Source organism: Singulisphaera rosea (genome assembly GCF_054877945.1).
Map to the genome: position 1 here is coordinate 189,799 of NZ_JBTYIP020000014.1, position 17,144 is coordinate 206,942.

Below are 17,144 nucleotides of genomic sequence, written 5' to 3' on the forward strand. Positions count from 1 at the left end.
CCTACGGGCCTTCTTGGAGGTTCCGAACTTCCTCGCGGAGCATCTTCCGGACCTTGCTCTTGGCCTTGAAGACCGCGGCGACCTCCATGCCCGTGCGTGCGGACGCCTCGGCGCCGGAGAGTCCCTCCACGGCTGTCAGGTGGAACGCCTCCCAGGTTCGAGGCTCGACCCGTCGGCGAACCTTCGCGGTCGCCTCCTCGAGCAACTCCTGGTCGAAGGCTTCGGCCAGGCGGGCCTGCAAGTCCTCGCGAGCCTCGACGGCATTGAGCCGGTCGAGGACGGCCGTGTCGCCGGATCCCCCCGCCCCCGGTCGCTGACGCGATTCGAGCAAGTCGCACCATGTGTAGTGCGCCAGCATCTTGACATAAGCGCGAAAGCTACGGGATGGGTCATATTCGAACGACCGCATCCGGCTCGCCAGACGTGTCAGGACGTCCTGGGCGATGTCCTGGGCGTCGGCCTCCTGGAGTCCCCAGCGTCGGCACCAGCGCAGGATCAAAGGGGCGTACCGACGGACGAACTCGGCCCAGTCGGACGCCTCGGCGACGTCGCGCCGGAGCCGCCCGAGCAGGCTGGCGCTGGTGTGTGTCGGCGATACGTCGTCCAACGTCCTCACTCCCCCGCGCAGCCCCGCCTCGTCGGTTGCGTGAGGGGGGACTTTGAATTGTGACGAATGTAGGCAAACCTGGCAAATTATTTCATACGGTAATCATCGGTTTGGCCGAGATACGTTCCGGATTGGTCGGCACACGCGGATTCGATGGCGTGATCTGTCCGATTACGCATCGGCCCGGCTCGACGAAACGGGTGACACCGCGGCGCGTGGGGTGGAATTCGAGAGTTGCCACGCCGAGATCGGACGAGGCAGGGCCCAGGAGCTTTGGATCGCTCGGGCCCTGGGACATCGATCGCGGGAGTCCATCGAGGCCTTCTCATCCCGGTCCTACGAACCGGGGCCGGGAACGGTCCAGTCGACGAAGCCGAATTCGCTTTCGACCAAATGTCAGAGCCCGAGCGCCGCGCGGCCGGCGAACTTGGCGGCGGGGCCGAGGTCGTCTTCGATGCGGAGGAGGCGGTTGTACTTGGCGAGTCGTTCGGAGCGGGAGACTGAGCCGATCTTGATCTGGCCGGCGCCCGTGGCGACGGCGAGGTCGGCGATGGTGGTGTCTTCGGTCTCGCCTGAGCGGGCGGAGATGATGGTGCGGTAGCCGTGGCGTCGGGCGAGGTGGAGGGCGTCGAAGGTCTCGGAGAGGGTGCCGACCTGGTTGACCTTGATCAGGATCGCGTTCGCGGCGCGGCGTTCGATCCCTTGGCGGAGTCGGTCGGTCTGGGTGGCGAAGAGGTCGTCGCCGATCAGTTGGGTCGAGCCGCCGAGCGCTCGAGTGAGCGCCTCCCAGCCGTCCCAGTCGTCTTCGGCGAGGCCGTCTTCGATCGAGACGATCGGGTAGAGCTTCGACCAGTGGGCGAGCATCGCGGTCATGCCGGCGGAGTCGAGGACGTCGTCGCCGACGGCCGTGAGGCAATAGCTCTGGGTGTCGGGGTCGTAGAGGTGGGTCGAGGCGACGTCGAGGGCGAGGGCGACGTCTCGCCCCGGCTCGAGTCCGCAGGCGATCACCGCCTCGAGGATGATGTCGATGGCCTGGGCGTTCGTCGCGAGCTTCGGGCCGTATCCCCCCTCGTCGCCGACGAGGTCGGCCTCGGACCCCTTGCTCCGGAGCACTCCGCCGACGGCCCGGTAGATCGCCGTCGTCGTCTCGAGCGCGGCTCGATAGGTCGGGGCACCCACAGGGATGATCAGGAAGTCCTGGAAGTCGAGGTTCGCGCCGGCGTGCAGGCCGCCGGAGATCATGTTGACCATCGGCATCGGGAGGACCGGGTCGGCGGGCTCGCCGGGGCCGAGGCGATTCTTCCAGAGTCGATTCAGGTAGAGATAGAGCTCCTCGCCGCGGGCCCGGGCCGCGGCGTGGGCGACCGCGAGCGAGACGCCGAGGATCGCATTCGCCCCCAGCCGGCTCTTGTTCGGCGTCCCGTCGAGCGCGTTGAGGGCCGCGTCCATGGCCTCCTGGTCTTCGAGGTCCTTGCCCAGGATCGCCGGGGCGATCACCTCCGACACGTTCGCGACGGCGCGTCGGACGCCCAGGCCGCCGTACCAGGGGCTCTCCTTATCCCGGAGCTCGAGCGCCTCGTGCCGACCCGTGCTGGCCCCCGACGGCACGATCGCCCGCCCGACCTCGCCGTTCGACGCGGAGACCTCGACCTCGACCGTCGGCCGGCCCCGGGAGTCGAGCACCTCGCGTGCCCTTATCTTCATCAACGTCAACACGAGCCGGCCCCTTCCTGATTCGAGAGTCTCAACGGTGCCGAGGCGAGGGTTCCCCCTCGCACCCGAGCGGCCGGGCGGAATGCAAAGAGTGCCCATTCTCTGGAGCGAAAACGAAGAATCAAAGCATCTCTCGTGCCAACAATCGGATGAGCCCTTCCCAGGTCTCCGGCGGTTCGAGGAGGGCCGCGCGTGCGAATCGCCGGACGGCGTTCTGCCGCGGTTCGTCGAGGTAGTCGACGAGGCTCGTGCCGTCGACGCGGGCCAGGGCACACGCGGCCGTGTGGGCGTTCGTGCGCCGGGCGAGATCCCCGTCGACGTCCCCATTCCCTGCACCGGCCCGCTCGAGATAGGCCTCGCGGAAGGCCTCGGTCAGCCGAAGGATCGGGGCCGAGTCGGGCGAGGCGCGAACCGCCTTGAGCAGGAGATGGCTGAAGAAGAAGCCCAGGTCGTAGGCAGGGTCGCCCGCATGCGCGGTCTCGAAGTCGACGAGCGTCAACCCGAGGGAATGCACGAGGATGTTCTTCGGGCTGAAGTCCGCGTGGACGAAGCACCGCCTCGGCGGCCGGGCGAGCGTCGCCAACAATTCGTCGATCCGAGGAGCTAAGTCGGGATGGACCCGCGCGATCGTCCGATAAAAGGGTTCGAGTCGGAGTTCGTCGAAGACCGTCGTGTCCGCGAGCATCCCCTCGAGGCCGGGATGTCCCACCGTCTCGGCGTGGATCGCTCCAAGGATCGTCCCCGCCTGCCTCGCGACGGCCTCATCGGCTTCCCCGGCGAGCAACCGTTCCTTCCAGACGACCGAGTCGTCCGGCGCACACGACATGGCGAAGAGATAGTTCTCCCGATCCTCAAACAGGACCCGAGGCACCGCCCCTACCGGCAGCAGATCGGCGAGTAACCCGAGTGCCTCCCGCTCCGTCCAGATCCGCTCGAGCCGGCTTACCCAATGCGCCTTCGTCCGCAAACGCTCTCGCGCCTGCTTGAGGACGATCGGCGCCTCCCCCTCGACATCCACCCGGATCACGACGTTCGAGACCCCCCACCCCAACGCCTGCGCCTCGGCCGCCCTGCCCAGAGGCAGCCGACCCGCATCCCGGAGATACTCGACCGCCGTCTCGGGAGTCACTTCGCGCATCGACGAACTCCTTCTTGAGTTATCATCCGGACAGAAATACCACAACGGAGTGTCGGGCGGGAGGAAAAGGGGAGGATTCACCACAAAGGGACAAAGGGCACAAATTTAAAAGAATTCAAAGTTTTAATATTAAAAATGATATAATTTTTATCATTTGTGCCTTTGTGGTGAATCCTCCCCCTCTCCCCCCATTCCAGGAGCCATCGACTGATGAGCCGATTCGCTGACGTGTTAGTCGTGGGAGGTGGTGCGATCGGCGGTGCCGTCGCGTGGTCGTTGGCCCGGCGGGGGGTGTCGGTGACGGTCGTCGAGGCGGGGCGGATCGGCCGCGGGGCGAGTTGGGCGGCGGCGGGGGTGTTGGCGCCGGAGTGGAACAATTCCGATCCTCCGTCGTTGACCGCCCTGGCGGCGGCCGGCCTGGAGCTCTGGCCCGAATGGATCGGCGAGGTCGAGGACCGGACGGGCTTGGGGCTGAGCTTCCGCAAGGACGGCCTGCTCAATCTCTGGGTCGACCCCGACGCGGCCCACCTCCCGCCGGAACTGGCCACCGAGCCGCTACCCGCCGGCGACGGCGAGCGCCTGACCGCGGCCGAGGTCCGCGAGCTGGAGCCGAGTCTCCTCGGCCCGATCCTGGGCGGGGTTTTCTCCCCTGGTGACGCCCAGGTCGACAACCCTCGCCTCGCCCCCGCGCTCTTGCAGGCCGCCGGGTCGTTGGGGGCCCGGGTGATGTCCGACACGCCCGTGGCCTCGCTGATCGGTTCGGGCGGGGTTTGCAGGGGCGTCAGGACGTCCTCGGGCGTCGAGATCCCGGCCGGAGCGGTTGTCATCGCGACCGGGGCGTGGTCCGGGCCGTTCGCGGCCGGCTCGGGAGTCCATCTCCCCGTCGAGCCCTGGCGCGGCCAGATGTTGGCCTTCGACGCCGTGGCTCGGCCCTTGCGCCACATGGTCTTCTGCGGCGAGCTCGTCCTCGTCCCCCGCCCGCACGGGCCGCTCGTCGTCGGCACGACCCTCGAGAACGTCGGTTTCGACTCGCGGGTGACCCTCTCGGGCCTGCACCACATCCTCGCCAGGGCCGAGCGCGTCGTCCCGGGCCTGGGCGACCTACCCCTCCTCCGCACCTGGGCCGGCCTCCGCCCCGGCACCCCCGACCACCTTCCCTACCTCGGCCCGATCCCCGGCTGGGACGGCCTCTTCGCCGCCACCGGCCACGGCCGCAAAGGGATCATCCTCGCCCCCGTCACCGGCGAGCTCATGGCCCGGACGATCCTCGAGGACGACGTCGACCCTCTGCTGATGCCTTGCCTGCCGGAGAGGGCCATTGGATGAGAGCGGCTCCTGGGCTGGCTCATCGCCTTTTGACTCGACGGGTCAACGATCGGCGGGTGACTCGGCCGAGCCCGTTGGGACCGGATCGCGTTCTGGGCCGTCGGAATCCGAGACTTTGAGGACCCGCCGGAGTGTGGTGGCGATCCACTCCATCTCCGGCTTGGAGAGGAGATCCCGGTCCGACACCAGTTCCTCGAACTCGGGGCCGACCCTGCTGCTGAGGATCGGCCCGATCGCCTGGGGGCCCTCCGAGGATGGCTTGGAGTGGGCGGCATAGTCGTACGGTCCGTCGGCGATCGGGGTCGAGTCCGCGATCGGACCCGGGCCCATGCGGCTCCCGACGACGAGGAAGGCCGACGGCGGGGCACCCTTGGGTTTACGCAAGAGACGGACGAGGGTGTCGGTGTCGAGATTCCCCACGAAGAAGACGACGTCCGACGTCCCGGCGGCCTCCGAGTAGATTGTCCGGATCAGGATCCGAGTCGACGTTGAGGAGTCGTTCGACGAGGAATCCTCGACCCTCGTGTCGACTCGGAGCGATGCGACCGCGGGTCGTTGCCACGTCTTGCGGGACCTCCCCATCAGGCCCTTAGACGTCAACGTGAGAGTCTCGGGAGTGGCGAGGAGGGTGTGCTGGAGGGCTGTGCTCTGCGCGGCCGCAAGGAGCGCGAGGAGACCCACCCCGGCGCGAAGACCCACGCCAGTCCACGTCATGAGCTCTTCACCCGGTGGTTTGCCCACGACGTGGTCGAGGATCGGTGGGAGGGCCAACACGGCGGCCCATGCGAGGAGGAACAGTCCCGCGAGCAAGGACAGGATGAATCTGGGGTGAGAGTATCCGGCGGGAGGGATCGTGATTCGAACGCCACGTCGCCCCACCGGCTCGAGGGTTAGCCGAGTCCCTCGTGGGGGTGAGGAGCGCTCGCGGATGTCGGTCGGGATTTCCGTATCCTCTCCTACGGCGAGCTTCCCCGGTCCGGGACTGTCGAAGTCCGGGTCGATGGTGAGGCCTTTCCAGTGGGACGAGATTTCCAGGGCGAGTGCCAGGAGACTCTCGCGCGGATAGTGCGCGGCCAAGGTCCTCTTTCGCCCGGACACGTCCTCGGCGACGAGGGCGTGATAGTCGCGAGACTCGCTCCCGTCCTGGCCTGGATCGATGAACCACGATCTGCGGATGACCGTGAGTTGGGCGACCTCCGCGCGAGGGATCGCTTTCGACCATGCGATCGGCCCGATTCGCCGTGCGATTCGGATCGCTTCAGCCTCGAGAATCAACCGCACGGGACCGCCCCACCACCGCGTCGCGCTGATGGCGAGGGCAACCCCGAGTATGAGGAACAGCAGAGCGATCGGAATGGAGCGCGACAGTTCCAGCCCGATTCCAGGGCCAGGAGCCATCGCCCGTCGATGGGCGATGATCCCTACGCCGATCATGAAGATCGCACTGATCGAGAGGAACCAGCCGTGCCCCCGGTTCCCCTGGCTCTCGGCCCGGTGGAGGGTGAAGATCCAACCCCGCGAAGTCTTCAGCGATTCGTACCCAAGGGTTTGGGTCTCCATCACAAATCCTCCGCGGAGGTCAGCCTTATCATCGACTTCTTTGACGACAGGGTGCGACACTGTGGAATTCGACGCCATCCGGAGTTTATTGTCTTTCGTTCAGGCCCGGTTGATTATGTGATGCGCCTCGGTTCATGTCGCGAAATCGGTGAAGAAACGGAGGCCGCGGGTGCCACGGGTTCCGTCTTCGGACCCCGTGAGGATCAGACCCGGCCGGCGACTTCGGGACTGAGCATAGGGCTCGTCGAAAGCCATTCTTACGGTCAGTGCTGGAATCCATTGCTACCGAGGATCGAGGCATCAGGTCGGGCCTCGTCCGCACGGGGTCCGAAGACGGAACCCGTGGCACTCAAAAAATGAACATGCTGGCATTCGAAGATCCGTCGCAGGGCCGATTTTGTGAGATCGGCCGGAACCTCTTTGATTTGTCTTGTCAGGGGTGACTTACCGCGGGGAGATCCGATGCGATTCGGATCCAGGCCTCTCGTTTCAGCTCTGGCGAAGTGATTTTGCTTATCAAGGTCAGGGCCGACTCGAGGTCTCCTCTGGATGCCCTCGATGCGGCAAGCGTGATCCAGGCGTTTTGCCGGGAGTCCTCGGTCTTGAGTTGATCGATCGTTCGCAAGGCGGCCGGCATGTTGCCCATCCTCGCCTGGATCTCTGCGACTAAACGTGTTCGGTTCAGGAAGGCATCCGTCGCGAATGCTTCATTCGCCGCAGGATTCGCGGGATTCTCGGCTTTCCGGAGGAGACTCTCAGCGAGTTCCAACGCCTGCTCGAGAGTTTTCTGACCGCTCGCCTGGTCTCCGGCCTTCTGTTGGGCTGAGGCCACATGGAGGAGGGAATAAGTGAAGATGTCGTCGGTATGTCCATTGACTGCGTTTTTCCAGAATTCGACGGTTTCCATCAATCCTTGGAGGTCGCCAGCTCTGGCCAAGATCCGGACGACTCTACTGAGGGGGACGGGCTTGCCGCCTGGAATCTGGATCGTGCCGACCGTCTGGAGTGCCAAACGAGCGGAGTCCCGAGCACCTGGGTTATCGCCGGACTCGAGTTGCATTTCCGCGATATCGAGAAAACAGCCGGCCTGATGGAATTTGGCCATGTCCGCCCGTCGGACCGAAAGCCGGCCCGCGGTGATGGCTTTCGTAGTGGCGATCGCGTCCTGGAATCGGGCCAAACGGGCTTGGGCCTTCGCGATTGCCTCGAGCTCGGCGACCCGGCCTGGTCTGTAGCCGGATTTGGGATCTCCACCGGTGTCGACGGCCGCTCTTGCCTCGGTCAAAACAGGACCGGCGACCTCGCGGTCTTCCGCCTTTAACGACTTAACAATGGAGATCAACGCATTTCGTTTGAACTCGGCTCCGTTCGGGCCGCGAGCTTCCTCGGAATGAAGAACATCCTGGAGTGCTTGGTCGACGCTTTGTTCCTGCGCCTCCAGTCCGAAGAGTTCGGAAAGATTCGAGGAGGTGTCGCGATCTTGATTAGTTTTGAGATATTGACGATATGCTTCGATCGACTCGCGGGATGCGTCCCGCCCCTCGGTCGCCACTTGCGTTGGGATGAAGTTAATCCAGAAAGTTTCCTGATCATCCTTTTCCATGGATTGGATCACGGGGATCGCTCTCTGGAAGGTCCTATGGGCGGCCTTGCCGTCGCCGATCGCGGCCTGAGCCTCTGCGATACGAATGAGTACGTGAGGAATGATCCATGTAATGTCGGGCGGCAGAGGTAGGACTGAGGCCGTTTCTGCGGCGAGTTGGAGCGTTTCCTTCGCACCGTCTCGGTCTCCCTGTCGAGATTGTGCCAGCCCGATTTTCCAGAGCGACTCGGCCTTCTCGGAAGGATTCGTGGTCGCTTTGGCGGCGATCAGGGCCTGGCGAATGGCTTCACGCCCGGGAGATAAGACCATGGGGGATGAGTCGTCCTTGGGGGTGGACTTCGATCGTTGCGCGAGGGTTGCCCTGGGGAGTTTCGGGACGGGCGGAGAGGTCGCCGAAGATTTGCTCGTTCGTTGGGCGATGAACGTTGCCGCGCCCGTAGAGGCTGCGGCGGTGACGAGGAGGGCCAGGGCGACAGTCATCTTCTTGGTCAGGGACATGGTCCTGATCACCCCCTTGGCCAGCGTGATGACGGGAATGGAAAGAGCCGCCCCTGCGGTCATGGTCTTGCCGGTCGAGAAGGCCAAGGCCATCTGCACCGTGGCACCGACGAGGGTCGACGGCAAAGCGGCGTCGGCCTGCGAGGAAAGCCCTGCGGTCAGGACGCCGGCGGGGAGGGACAGGCCTCGGCGCGTGAGGCGTGAGCGCAGGAGGTCGCGGGCCCGGGAGAGGCGGATCTTGACGGTTCCCAGGGGCCAGTGGAGTTGGGTGGCGGCTTCTTCGTAGGTCCGCCCTTCCAGGTAGCAGAGCACGACGGGGATGCGATACGTCTCGGGGAGCCGGCGGAGCTCCTCATGAAGCAGAGGGGCGAGGTCGGGATCGCAGTGACGGGTCACCGGTCCGGCTTCCTCGACGGCGTTCCGTAGCTCGCGGGACCGTCGACGAGTCGCGGTGACTTTGGCGCGGCGGGAGATCCGTCCGGCGACGCCGAAGAGCCAGCTTGCGATGGAATCACGACGCCGGATCGACTGGGCCTTTTTGACCAGGACGAGGAACGTGGCCTGGAAGGCATCCTGGGCGTCATGCGAGTCGTTGAGGATGGCACGGCAGACGCGGAGCACCATCGCCCCGTGTCGCTCGACGAGCCTTTCGAAGGCGAGGGCGTCGCGCTGGTCGACGAACCGCTCGAGGAGCTGGCCGTCGGTCAAATCCCCGGGCCTGCCCGCGCTGAAGAGGGTCTGCAAGTCCTTGTGCATCGCCCCCGAGGGTTCCTCGGCCATAGGTCCGACTCCATGGTGGAACGTTCGACTCCGCCTGCCTGGTAGTGACCGCAGGCCGGGCCGCTGTTTCAACCTTTTCGCCTGGTGCCCGCCAGATGATGCGTGATGATGAGAAAACAGGCAACTTACGGAATCGGATCGGTGAGAAACACGCCCTGCGGCCCTACCTCGAATATCCAAAGGAACTCGTGCCATCGAGGTGACGCGGTGATCGACTCTGGGGCCAAGGGTTGTATTTCTCTGTTACCCGACAGGAGGATTGATCAGGAAATCCCGACATCGGTTTGATCAGCCCTACGTATCGGCATACTGGAAAAACGTTCACCTTGAGTTGACCCCCACCGGGAGATCGCTCATGTCACGCCCCATATCCATTCCTGTTCGACGCGCCCTCATCCGACTCTGGGAACAAGGCCACCCTCCGCCCGGATCGCCGACTCCCTGGGCCTGCCCCATTCGACCGTCCGCCGCCTCATCCTCAGATTCCGACGCCGAGGGGCCGCCGGCCTGGAGACCGATTACCGACAGGTCCTTGGCATTGACGCCGCACCCGATGTGATCCAGGCCGCGTTGCGGCTCCGCCGCGAGCACCCGACACGGGGGCGGGATTGACCCGCACCCTACTCGAACAAGAGAGGCCCAACGCGGCCATCCCCACCGAGCGGACCCTCCCGCGATGGTTCGTTCGCGCCGACCTCGCACCGGCTGCTCCCGGGAGGCGGTCCCGAGTGCACGCCGACAGGGCCGCGGCCCCTCACGACACCCGGAAGATCGAATCAAATGAAGTAACGTAAACACGTAAAGGCCGTCATGTAAGTTGACTTAGGGTCTGTCCCCAAAGTCGTGTCCCGAAACCCGGTTCTTTCTGAAAACCGGGTTTCTGTGGAATTGACGACGACTTCCCGCGAGGGGCTGTCGGCGTCGAGCGGGTCAGAAACCCGGTTTTTGAAGAAAAAACCGGGTTTCGGGACAGATATTTACTTCGGCGGAAGTTTCGGGTCTGAAGTCCGAGGATTCGGCGAATTGGCTTTCCTCGCGGGCAGGTTCGATGCGACCCGGATCCATGCCTCCTGCTTGATCTGCGGTGTCGAGATCTTCCCGATCAACTCTCGAGCCGATTTGACGTTTCCGTCGAGTGCGAGCCTGCCTGCCAGCGCCATGAAGGCGTATTGCCTTTCGAGTTCGTCGTCGAGGGAATCAACGGTGCGCAGGGCACCTAACATGTCGTCGAGGCGAGCCTGGATCGACGCGACGGAAACTGCCGCCCGGACGATGGGAGAGTCGGATGGGGTGGTGGGCTGGAAGTCGGGTGGTTGGTGTTTGCACCGTTCGAAGTCGTGCTCGGCGGCGGCGAGGGCTTGAAGGAGGCTCTCGCGGGCACCGGCTTTGTCGCCGGCATTCTGTTGGGCGGTGGCGATCTCGAGGAGGGGGTCGACGGTCGGTGCGTCGGGTCGGCCTGCGCTCGAAATTCTCAGGACGTCGACGGCGGCCAACGAATTTTGGATGTTATCGCAGTTAATGAAAATATGTGAGGTTCTTTGGATCGGGATGACCTTGAAGCCCGGCAACTGGATGGTTTCGGCCTCGAGGAGGGCCAGGATTGCGGCAGCCTCGGCCTGTTTCTTGTCGCCGGCCTTGAGCTGGAGTTCGGCGATGTCGAGGTAGCTCTTGCATTTGTTGAACTTGACGTTGTCGGCGAGGGGAGGCGGCCCTGGGACTGCGGTGATCGCTCCCGTCGTGGCGATGGCGTCCTTGAATTGCGACAGCCGGGCCTGCGCCAACGCGATGACGGTGAGTTCGTTGGCTCGGGACAATCGCTTCTTATCACGATCGACGGCAGCCCTGGCCTCGGCCAACGCCGGGCCGGCGACGGCTCGGTCTTCTTCTCTCAACATGCCGACGATGCTGAGCAGGGCCGCCGTCCTGGCTGGAGCGTTTTCGGGTCCGAGGAACACTTCGGATTCGAGGACGGTTGCCAGGGCCTGCGGTACTCCCCCGACACAGACTTCCAGGCCGGCGAGGCTCGAGGGAACGTCGATTTGGTTGAGGTTTTTGTCGGACTTGAGGTATCGACGGTAGGCTTCGATCGTCTCTCGGGAGGCTTGTCGGCCCTCGGCCGCCAACTGTGCCGGCACGAGGTTGATCCAATGATTGGGCTGTTCGAGCGCGGGGATGGCCTGGATCATGGGGATCGACCGTTGGAAGGATCGATGGGCACCGGCGGCGTCCCCGGCCTGGGCCTGGGCCTGGGCAATGCGGGTCATCACATGGGGGATGACCAACCCTTTGGCATTCGGTGCGATCACCGAAGCCGTGCGCGCGGCGAGCTCGAGCGTCTCGCGGGCGGCTGCCCGGTCGTCCCGCCGGAATTGGGCGGTGGCGATCCGCAACAGCGCCTCGGCCTTGTCCGCAGGGTCTTTGATGTCCCCGGCGGCGAGCAACGCGCGATGGAACACCTCGCCTTCGGGGGGCAGTGCGGCGGTCGCGACCTTCGTTTGCGGGCCGGGTTCGTCTGGACCCGGCAACCTTGCGATTTGGAATCGTCCGTCCTGTGGCGAAGGAGGCGGGTTTTCAACCGGCTGCCGGAGCAACGAGACGCCCGCGCCGCTCGACGCGACGCCGATGATGAGGGTCGCCGAGACGACGGTCAGCAACTTGGTCAAGGACATGGTCCGGAGTACTCCTTCCGCCATTGAGACGGAGTTTGCCGAGAGGACGGCCCCCGTCGTCGCGGTTTGGCCGCTGGAAAACGCGAGGGCCGCTTGAACGGTGGAACCGATCAGGGCAGGGGGGGTGGCCCTGGCGGCGTGGGAGCTGGCCCCGGCGGCCAACAGGCCGGCGGGGAGGGTCAGGCCTCGGCGGGTCAGCCTCGCTCGCAGGAGGTCGCGGGCGCGAAAGAGGCGGGTCTTCACGGTGCCCAGGGGCCAATGGAGTTGGGAGGCGGCGTCTTCGCACGACCGCCCCTCGAGGTAGCAGAGCACGACGGGGGCCCGGTATTTCTCGGGGAGTCGGCGAAGTTCGTCGTGGATCACGGGCGCGAGGTCGAAATCGTCGCGCGTGTTCATCGGCTTGGCCTCCTCGACGGCGCCCCGGCGCTCCCTGGCCCGTCGGCGGATGGATGACACCCTGGCACGTCGGGAGACGCGGTCGGCGACGCCGAAGAGCCAGCTCGCGATGGAGTCGCGACGCCGGATCGAGTGGGCCCTCTTGACCAGGACGAGGAACGTGGCCTGGAAGGCGTCCTGGGCATCGTGGGGATCATCGAGTGCGGCGTGGCAGACGCGGAGGACCATCGCGCCGTGGCGTTCCACGAGCGCCTCGAACGCGAGGGGATCGCGCCGGGTGACGAACCGCTCGAGGAGCTGGCCGTCGGTCAGATTCCCGATCGGCCCCGCGTTGAAGAGGGCGTGCAGGTCCTTGTCCATCGCTTGCGAGGTCCCCTCGGCCGACGTCTCCCGACGTAGTTGCGGTTGTGCGACTCCGCTCGGTAGTGACCACGGGTCGCGGCCCGGTTTCAGGTTTTTCCCGAGGGGGGAAGATCCGTCGCGGCCCCTCGCCGCGCCGTCGAAAGGCGCCGGGACATTGCCTCGGGGCGGCCCGGCTGGCACAATGGGCGCAATTCGGGATGGCCCTCGAGCCGTCCCAAGAGACCCGCCCGCCCCAGTCCCCACAACGGAGACGGTCCCCGATGCGCGACATGCAACCTTCCCGTCGGTCGTTCGTCAAGCAATCGGCCGCCACGATGGCCGCGACCGCGGCGGCGCAGATGGCCCTCCTGTCGAATGTGCATGCCGCGGGCAGCGACACCCTCCGCGTCGGGCTGGTCGGCTGCGGCGGCCGGGGGACCGGGGCGGCCGAACAGGCGCTCACGGCAGACAAGAACGTCAAGCTCGTGGCCATGGCCGACGCCTTCGCCGACCGCCTCGAGGACAGCCTCGCGACCCTCAAGTCGTCGCCCGTCACGGGGCAGGTCGACGTCTCGAAGGATCGACAGTACGTCGGCTTCGACGCGTACAAGAACGTGATCGACCAGGTCGACGTCGTCCTCCTGACCAGCACCCCGCACTTCCGCCCGTTGCACATGGCGTACGCCGTCGAAAAGGGCGTGCACATGTTCACGGAAAAGCCGGTCGCGACCGACGCCCCCGGGGTCCGCTCGGTCCTCCAGACGTGCGAGGACGCCAAGAAGAAGAACCTGTCGGTGGTCTCGGGCCTCTGCTGGCGGTACCACAACCCCCGGCGCGAGACGATGAAGCGGGTCTTCGACGGGTCGATCGGGGACATCGTCGCGGTCGAGACGACTTATAACTCGGGCGGCGTCTGGGAGCCCCGCGTCACCCGCGAGCAGGTCAAGAGCGAGATGGAGTACCAGATGCGCAACTGGTACTACTACACCTGGCTCAGCGGCGACCACATCGTCGAGCAGGCCGTCCACGGGATCGACACGATGGGCTGGGCGCTCGGCGACGAGCCCCCGATCCAGTGCTGGGGCTCCGGCGGCCGGCAGGTCCGCACCGAGCCGCAGTACGGCAACATCTACGACCACTTCTCGATCGTCTACGAGTACCCCAACAACGTCCGGGGCTACCACAACTGCCGACACTGGCGCGACACCGCCCAGCAGACCAAGGACTATGTCCTGGGCGCCAAGGGCATGTGCGACGTCTTCGGCAACCGGATCACCGGCGCGAACAAGTGGCGGTATCGGGGCCAGAACAACAACATGTACCAGACGGAGCACGACGAGCTCTTCGCCTCGATCCGCGCCGGCAAGCCGATCAATAGCGCGGTCTACGCCGCCAAGAGCACGCTCCTCGCGATCATGGGCCGGATGGCCGCGTACACCGGCGAGGTCATCACCTGGGAGAAGGCCCTGAACTCCAAGGAAAGCCTCGCCCCCGCCCAGTACGTCTGGGGCGACGCACCCCAACGCCCGGTCGCCCGGCCGGGCCTCACGAAGTTCGCCTGAGACCGGATGGTCGGCGGTCGAAGCTGATGTGGAATAAAACGGTCCGAGAGCCCGGGACGAGCCCATCGCCCCGAGGTTCTCGGACCATTGTCTTTAATGGCGACTCGCTTTCGCGGCTCGGCGCGGATTGCGGTCAACTAGCCCAGTGGCTTGAAGATGGAGAGAAGCGACATTCCCTGCTCGATCTCGCGGGGCAAGAGTGCCCCGCCTCCCGGTGGAGGAACCTCGTACGCCAAAATCCCCCCGGTAGGCGGAGCACTCCTGCCCCGCATGCATCTGATCGCCATAGACTCATGAAACGCTCTAGACCGCCTTCGGCGAGCCTTTGATCCCGCCCGGGAATAAGTCGCCGACCCGGCAGCGGAAGCCGGGGAGTACGTCCTCGCCGTCGAGCTCGTCGTTTTCACGAAGCAAGCTCAGTAGGGCGTTCCCATTTCGTTGGACGCGCACCGTACGTTGCTCGGGGTTGACGACCCAGATTAAACGCACACCTGCCGCCAGATAGTCGTCGATCTTCCGATCGACCTCATAAAGCAAGTCGTTTGGAGAAACGACTTCGGCGGCCAAGTCCGGAGCGAGATGGAGGTAACCTTCGGATAATTGAGCTTCGGGCAGTCGATCGAGCCGAACGAACGAGACATCGGCCCTCCTCATCTTGCCTGGCTCTTCAGGGAAGCATCGATAACCGCATTCCGAGCCGATAATCCAACCCAACTGGTGCGCTTCGCAGAATTGATCGAGTCGGCTTGTCAACCTGGCCGTTACGATGCTCGACAACGCACTCACGTTCCTCTCCAGGATGTGTCCTTCGACGAGTTCGTAATGCTTCCCGTCGGGCATCGCTAGCAGGTCTTCCGGCGTGACGTGTGCCTTGGGTTCGGCCATCGTGCTCATAATCTGGCCCACCATTCGGAGGTTCGGAGGGATCCGCACGCACCTCGTCTGTTTGTCGTCCGGCGGAGCATCCTTCCGCCATTCAGTATAACGAATAGGCTTGCTCCTCGCTCTGAGTTGTGACCTCGACCATTGACTCGCCACTGGGCGGGGGTGTATAGTTGGGCGAGCTTGGGCGTGAGGTGCGGAGCATTTTGGGAGTTCCCTCGATGCGGCCTTCGACGGCGATCCTTCGACTTCAACGGAATCTCGGCGAGCTTTTGCTTAGCCGGGCGGAGTCTTAGGGTTCGTCGTTCTAACGCCTTACGCGTGACCTACGAAGCCCCGAGACCCGCCTTGACCGGTGAGTCTCGGGGCTTCTCCATTTCGTACCTCGCCGGTCGATGCATGCGTCAATCGCCTAGTACTTGACGGAAGTCCGTCCTCAAACTCGAGAAACGATCCAGCCATGGCCGACGCGAATCGAATCCGGATCTTCGATACGACCTTGCGTGACGGCGAGCAATCGCCGGGCGCGAGCATGAACATTGTCGAGAAGGTGGAGGTCGCCCGCGCCCTGGCCGCGCTTGGCGTCGACATCCTCGAGGCCGGCTTCCCGATCGCGTCGCCGGGGGACTTCGAGGCCGTTCGCGCCATCGCCGCTGAGGTGACAGGGGTGACCGTTTGTGGGCTCGCCCGGTGCAACGACCGCGACATCGACCGGGCCTGGGAGGCCCTCCAGTACGCCCAGAGCCCGAGGATCCACGTCTTCCTGGCGACGTCGGCGATCCATCGCGAGCACAAGCTGAAGATGACCCGCGAGCAGGTCATCGAGCGGGCCGTGGCCAGCGTCCGGCACGCCCGGTCCGTCTGCCCGGACATCGAGTTCAGCCCCGAGGACGCCGCCCGGACCGAGGTCGACTTCCTCTGCGACGTCGTCGAGGCGGCCATCGCCGCGGGGGCGACGACGGTCAATATCCCCGACACCGTCGGATACGCGACGCCGACGCAGTACGCGGGCGTGATCCGCACCCTCCGCGAACGCGTGCCCAACATCGACCAGGCGGTCATCAGCGTCCACTGCCACAATGACCTGGGCCTGGCCGTCGCCAACAGCCTGGCCGCATGCGAGGTCGGGGCCCGGCAGGTCGAGTGCACGATCAACGGCATCGGCGAACGCGCCGGGAACGCCGCACTCGAAGAGATCGTCATGGCCTTGAAGACCCGGTTCGACTACTACGGCCTGAGCACCGGGATCAAGACCGAGCGGCTCTACCCGGTCAGCCGGATGGTCTCGACGATCACGGGGATGGCCGTCCAGCGGAACAAGGCCATCGTCGGGCGCAACGCGTTCGCCCACGAGGCGGGGATCCACCAGGACGGGATGCTCAAGGAACGGTCCACTTACGAGATCATGCGGCCCGAAGAGGTCGGCGTCCCCAAGACCGACCTCGTCCTGGGCAAGCACTCGGGCCGCCACGCGTTGCGCGATCGGGTCACCGAGCTGGGCTACCACCTGAACGACGCCCAGCTCGAGATCCTGTTCGGGGACTTCAAGACCCTGGCCGACAAGAAGAAAGAGATCTACGACGAGGACCTGGTCGTCCTGATCGAGAAGCACATCCAGGACGTGCCGGCCCATTGGTCGTTGGTCGGCCTGCACACGACCGCCGGCACGAACGTGATCCCGACCGCGACCGTCTGCATCAGGCGCCCCGACGGCCAGGAAGTGACCGACGCCGCCACCGGCGACGGGCCGGTCGACGCGATCTTCAAGGCGGTCGAGCGCGTCACCGGGATCGCGGCCAACCTCCGCGAGTTCGCCGTCCGAGGGGTCACCGGCGGCAAGGACGCGCAGGGCGAGGTCTCGCTCGAACTCGAAGTCGAGAGTGACGACCGCTCCTTCCGCGGCCGCGCCGCGTCGACCGACATCATCGAGGCCTCGGCCGAAGCCTATCTCAACGCCGTGAATGCCATCGCCTCACGACGCGACCGCGAGCAACCTCGCGAGGTCATCGGCCGGCCTGGGGCAGGGGCCTGATCGCTCGAAGAGAGGGAGAGCTCACCACAAAGGCAC

General features: G+C 65.2%; 10 protein-coding genes. 3 read left to right on the forward strand and 7 right to left on the reverse strand.

The genetic code is table 11. From position 1 onward, the window contains the following. Position 1: 1 nt before the first annotated feature. From ACYOEI_RS22855 to ACYOEI_RS22865, 3 genes are all read right to left on the reverse strand, one after another. Positions 2–607: an RNA polymerase sigma factor gene (locus ACYOEI_RS22855; RefSeq protein WP_462851899.1), complete on the reverse strand. Its 606-nt coding sequence runs from the start codon at positions 605–607 to the stop codon at positions 2–4. Between the two features lie 396 nt (positions 608–1,003). Then, positions 1,004–2,323, reverse strand: coding sequence for a phosphopyruvate hydratase (gene eno, locus ACYOEI_RS22860; protein ID WP_462851901.1), 1,320 nt, complete (start codon positions 2,321–2,323; stop codon positions 1,004–1,006). 118 nt (positions 2,324–2,441) lie between these two features. Then, complete coding sequence (locus ACYOEI_RS22865) at positions 2,442–3,458, reverse strand: phosphotransferase family protein (RefSeq protein ID WP_462851902.1); 1,017 nt, start codon at positions 3,456–3,458, stop codon at positions 2,442–2,444. A gap of 210 nt (positions 3,459–3,668) precedes the next feature. On the opposite strand from ACYOEI_RS22865, the gene thiO reads away from it, so the two are divergent. Continuing rightward, positions 3,669–4,784, forward strand: coding sequence for a glycine oxidase ThiO (gene thiO, locus ACYOEI_RS22870; protein WP_462851903.1), 1,116 nt, complete (start codon positions 3,669–3,671; stop codon positions 4,782–4,784). Between the two features lie 42 nt (positions 4,785–4,826). Here thiO and ACYOEI_RS22875 read toward each other — a convergent pair whose 3' ends face one another. The 3 genes from ACYOEI_RS22875 to ACYOEI_RS22885 form a co-directional block, all read right to left on the reverse strand. Next, positions 4,827–6,344, reverse strand: a complete 1,518-nt coding sequence (locus tag ACYOEI_RS22875) for a hypothetical protein (protein WP_462851904.1) — start codon at positions 6,342–6,344, stop codon at positions 4,827–4,829. A 433-nt stretch (positions 6,345–6,777) separates the two neighbouring features. After that, the gene (locus ACYOEI_RS22880) at positions 6,778–9,225 is read right to left on the reverse strand and encodes an RNA polymerase sigma factor (RefSeq protein WP_462851905.1); all 2,448 of its coding nucleotides are present in this window, start codon (positions 9,223–9,225) and stop codon (positions 6,778–6,780) included. Positions 9,226–10,202: 977 nt separating this feature from the next. Then, a complete protein-coding gene (locus tag ACYOEI_RS22885; RefSeq protein WP_462851906.1) occupies positions 10,203–12,650 on the reverse strand; it encodes an RNA polymerase sigma factor in 2,448 nt (815 codons plus the stop codon). Positions 12,651–12,913: 263 nt separating this feature from the next. Between ACYOEI_RS22885 and ACYOEI_RS22890 the strand changes: the two genes are divergently transcribed. After that, positions 12,914–14,194 (forward strand): Gfo/Idh/MocA family protein, encoded by a 1,281-nt coding sequence (locus tag ACYOEI_RS22890; RefSeq protein ID WP_462851907.1) that lies wholly within the window; start codon positions 12,914–12,916, stop codon positions 14,192–14,194. Between the two features lie 303 nt (positions 14,195–14,497). On the opposite strand, the gene ACYOEI_RS22895 is transcribed toward ACYOEI_RS22890, so the two are convergent. Next, positions 14,498–15,088, reverse strand: a complete 591-nt coding sequence (locus tag ACYOEI_RS22895; RefSeq protein WP_462851908.1) for a Uma2 family endonuclease — start codon at positions 15,086–15,088, stop codon at positions 14,498–14,500. Between the two features lie 448 nt (positions 15,089–15,536). Between ACYOEI_RS22895 and ACYOEI_RS22900 the strand changes: the two genes are divergently transcribed. Next, the gene (locus tag ACYOEI_RS22900) at positions 15,537–17,108 is read left to right on the forward strand and encodes a 2-isopropylmalate synthase (RefSeq protein ID WP_462851909.1); all 1,572 of its coding nucleotides are present in this window, start codon (positions 15,537–15,539) and stop codon (positions 17,106–17,108) included. Positions 17,109–17,144 lie beyond the last annotated feature (36 nt).

Excerpts from the sequence above, each read along its gene's own strand:
- ACYOEI_RS22865 (WP_462851902.1), bottom strand. The coding sequence starts at position 3,458 with ATGCGCGAAGTGACTCCCGAGACGGCGGTCGAGTATCTCCGGGATGCG.
- ACYOEI_RS22890 (WP_462851907.1), top strand. The coding sequence starts at position 12,914 with ATGCGCGACATGCAACCTTCCCGTCGGTCGTTCGTCAAGCAATCGGCC.
- ACYOEI_RS22880 (WP_462851905.1), bottom strand. The coding sequence starts at position 9,225 with ATGGCCGAGGAACCCTCGGGGGCGATGCACAAGGACTTGCAGACCCTC.
- thiO (WP_462851903.1), top strand. The coding sequence starts at position 3,669 with ATGAGCCGATTCGCTGACGTGTTAGTCGTGGGAGGTGGTGCGATCGGC.
- ACYOEI_RS22895 (WP_462851908.1), bottom strand. The coding sequence starts at position 15,088 with ATGAGCACGATGGCCGAACCCAAGGCACACGTCACGCCGGAAGACCTG.
- ACYOEI_RS22875 (WP_462851904.1), bottom strand. The coding sequence starts at position 6,344 with ATGGAGACCCAAACCCTTGGGTACGAATCGCTGAAGACTTCGCGGGGT.
- ACYOEI_RS22900 (WP_462851909.1), top strand. The coding sequence starts at position 15,537 with ATGGCCGACGCGAATCGAATCCGGATCTTCGATACGACCTTGCGTGAC.
- ACYOEI_RS22885 (WP_462851906.1), bottom strand. The coding sequence starts at position 12,650 with ATGGACAAGGACCTGCACGCCCTCTTCAACGCGGGGCCGATCGGGAAT.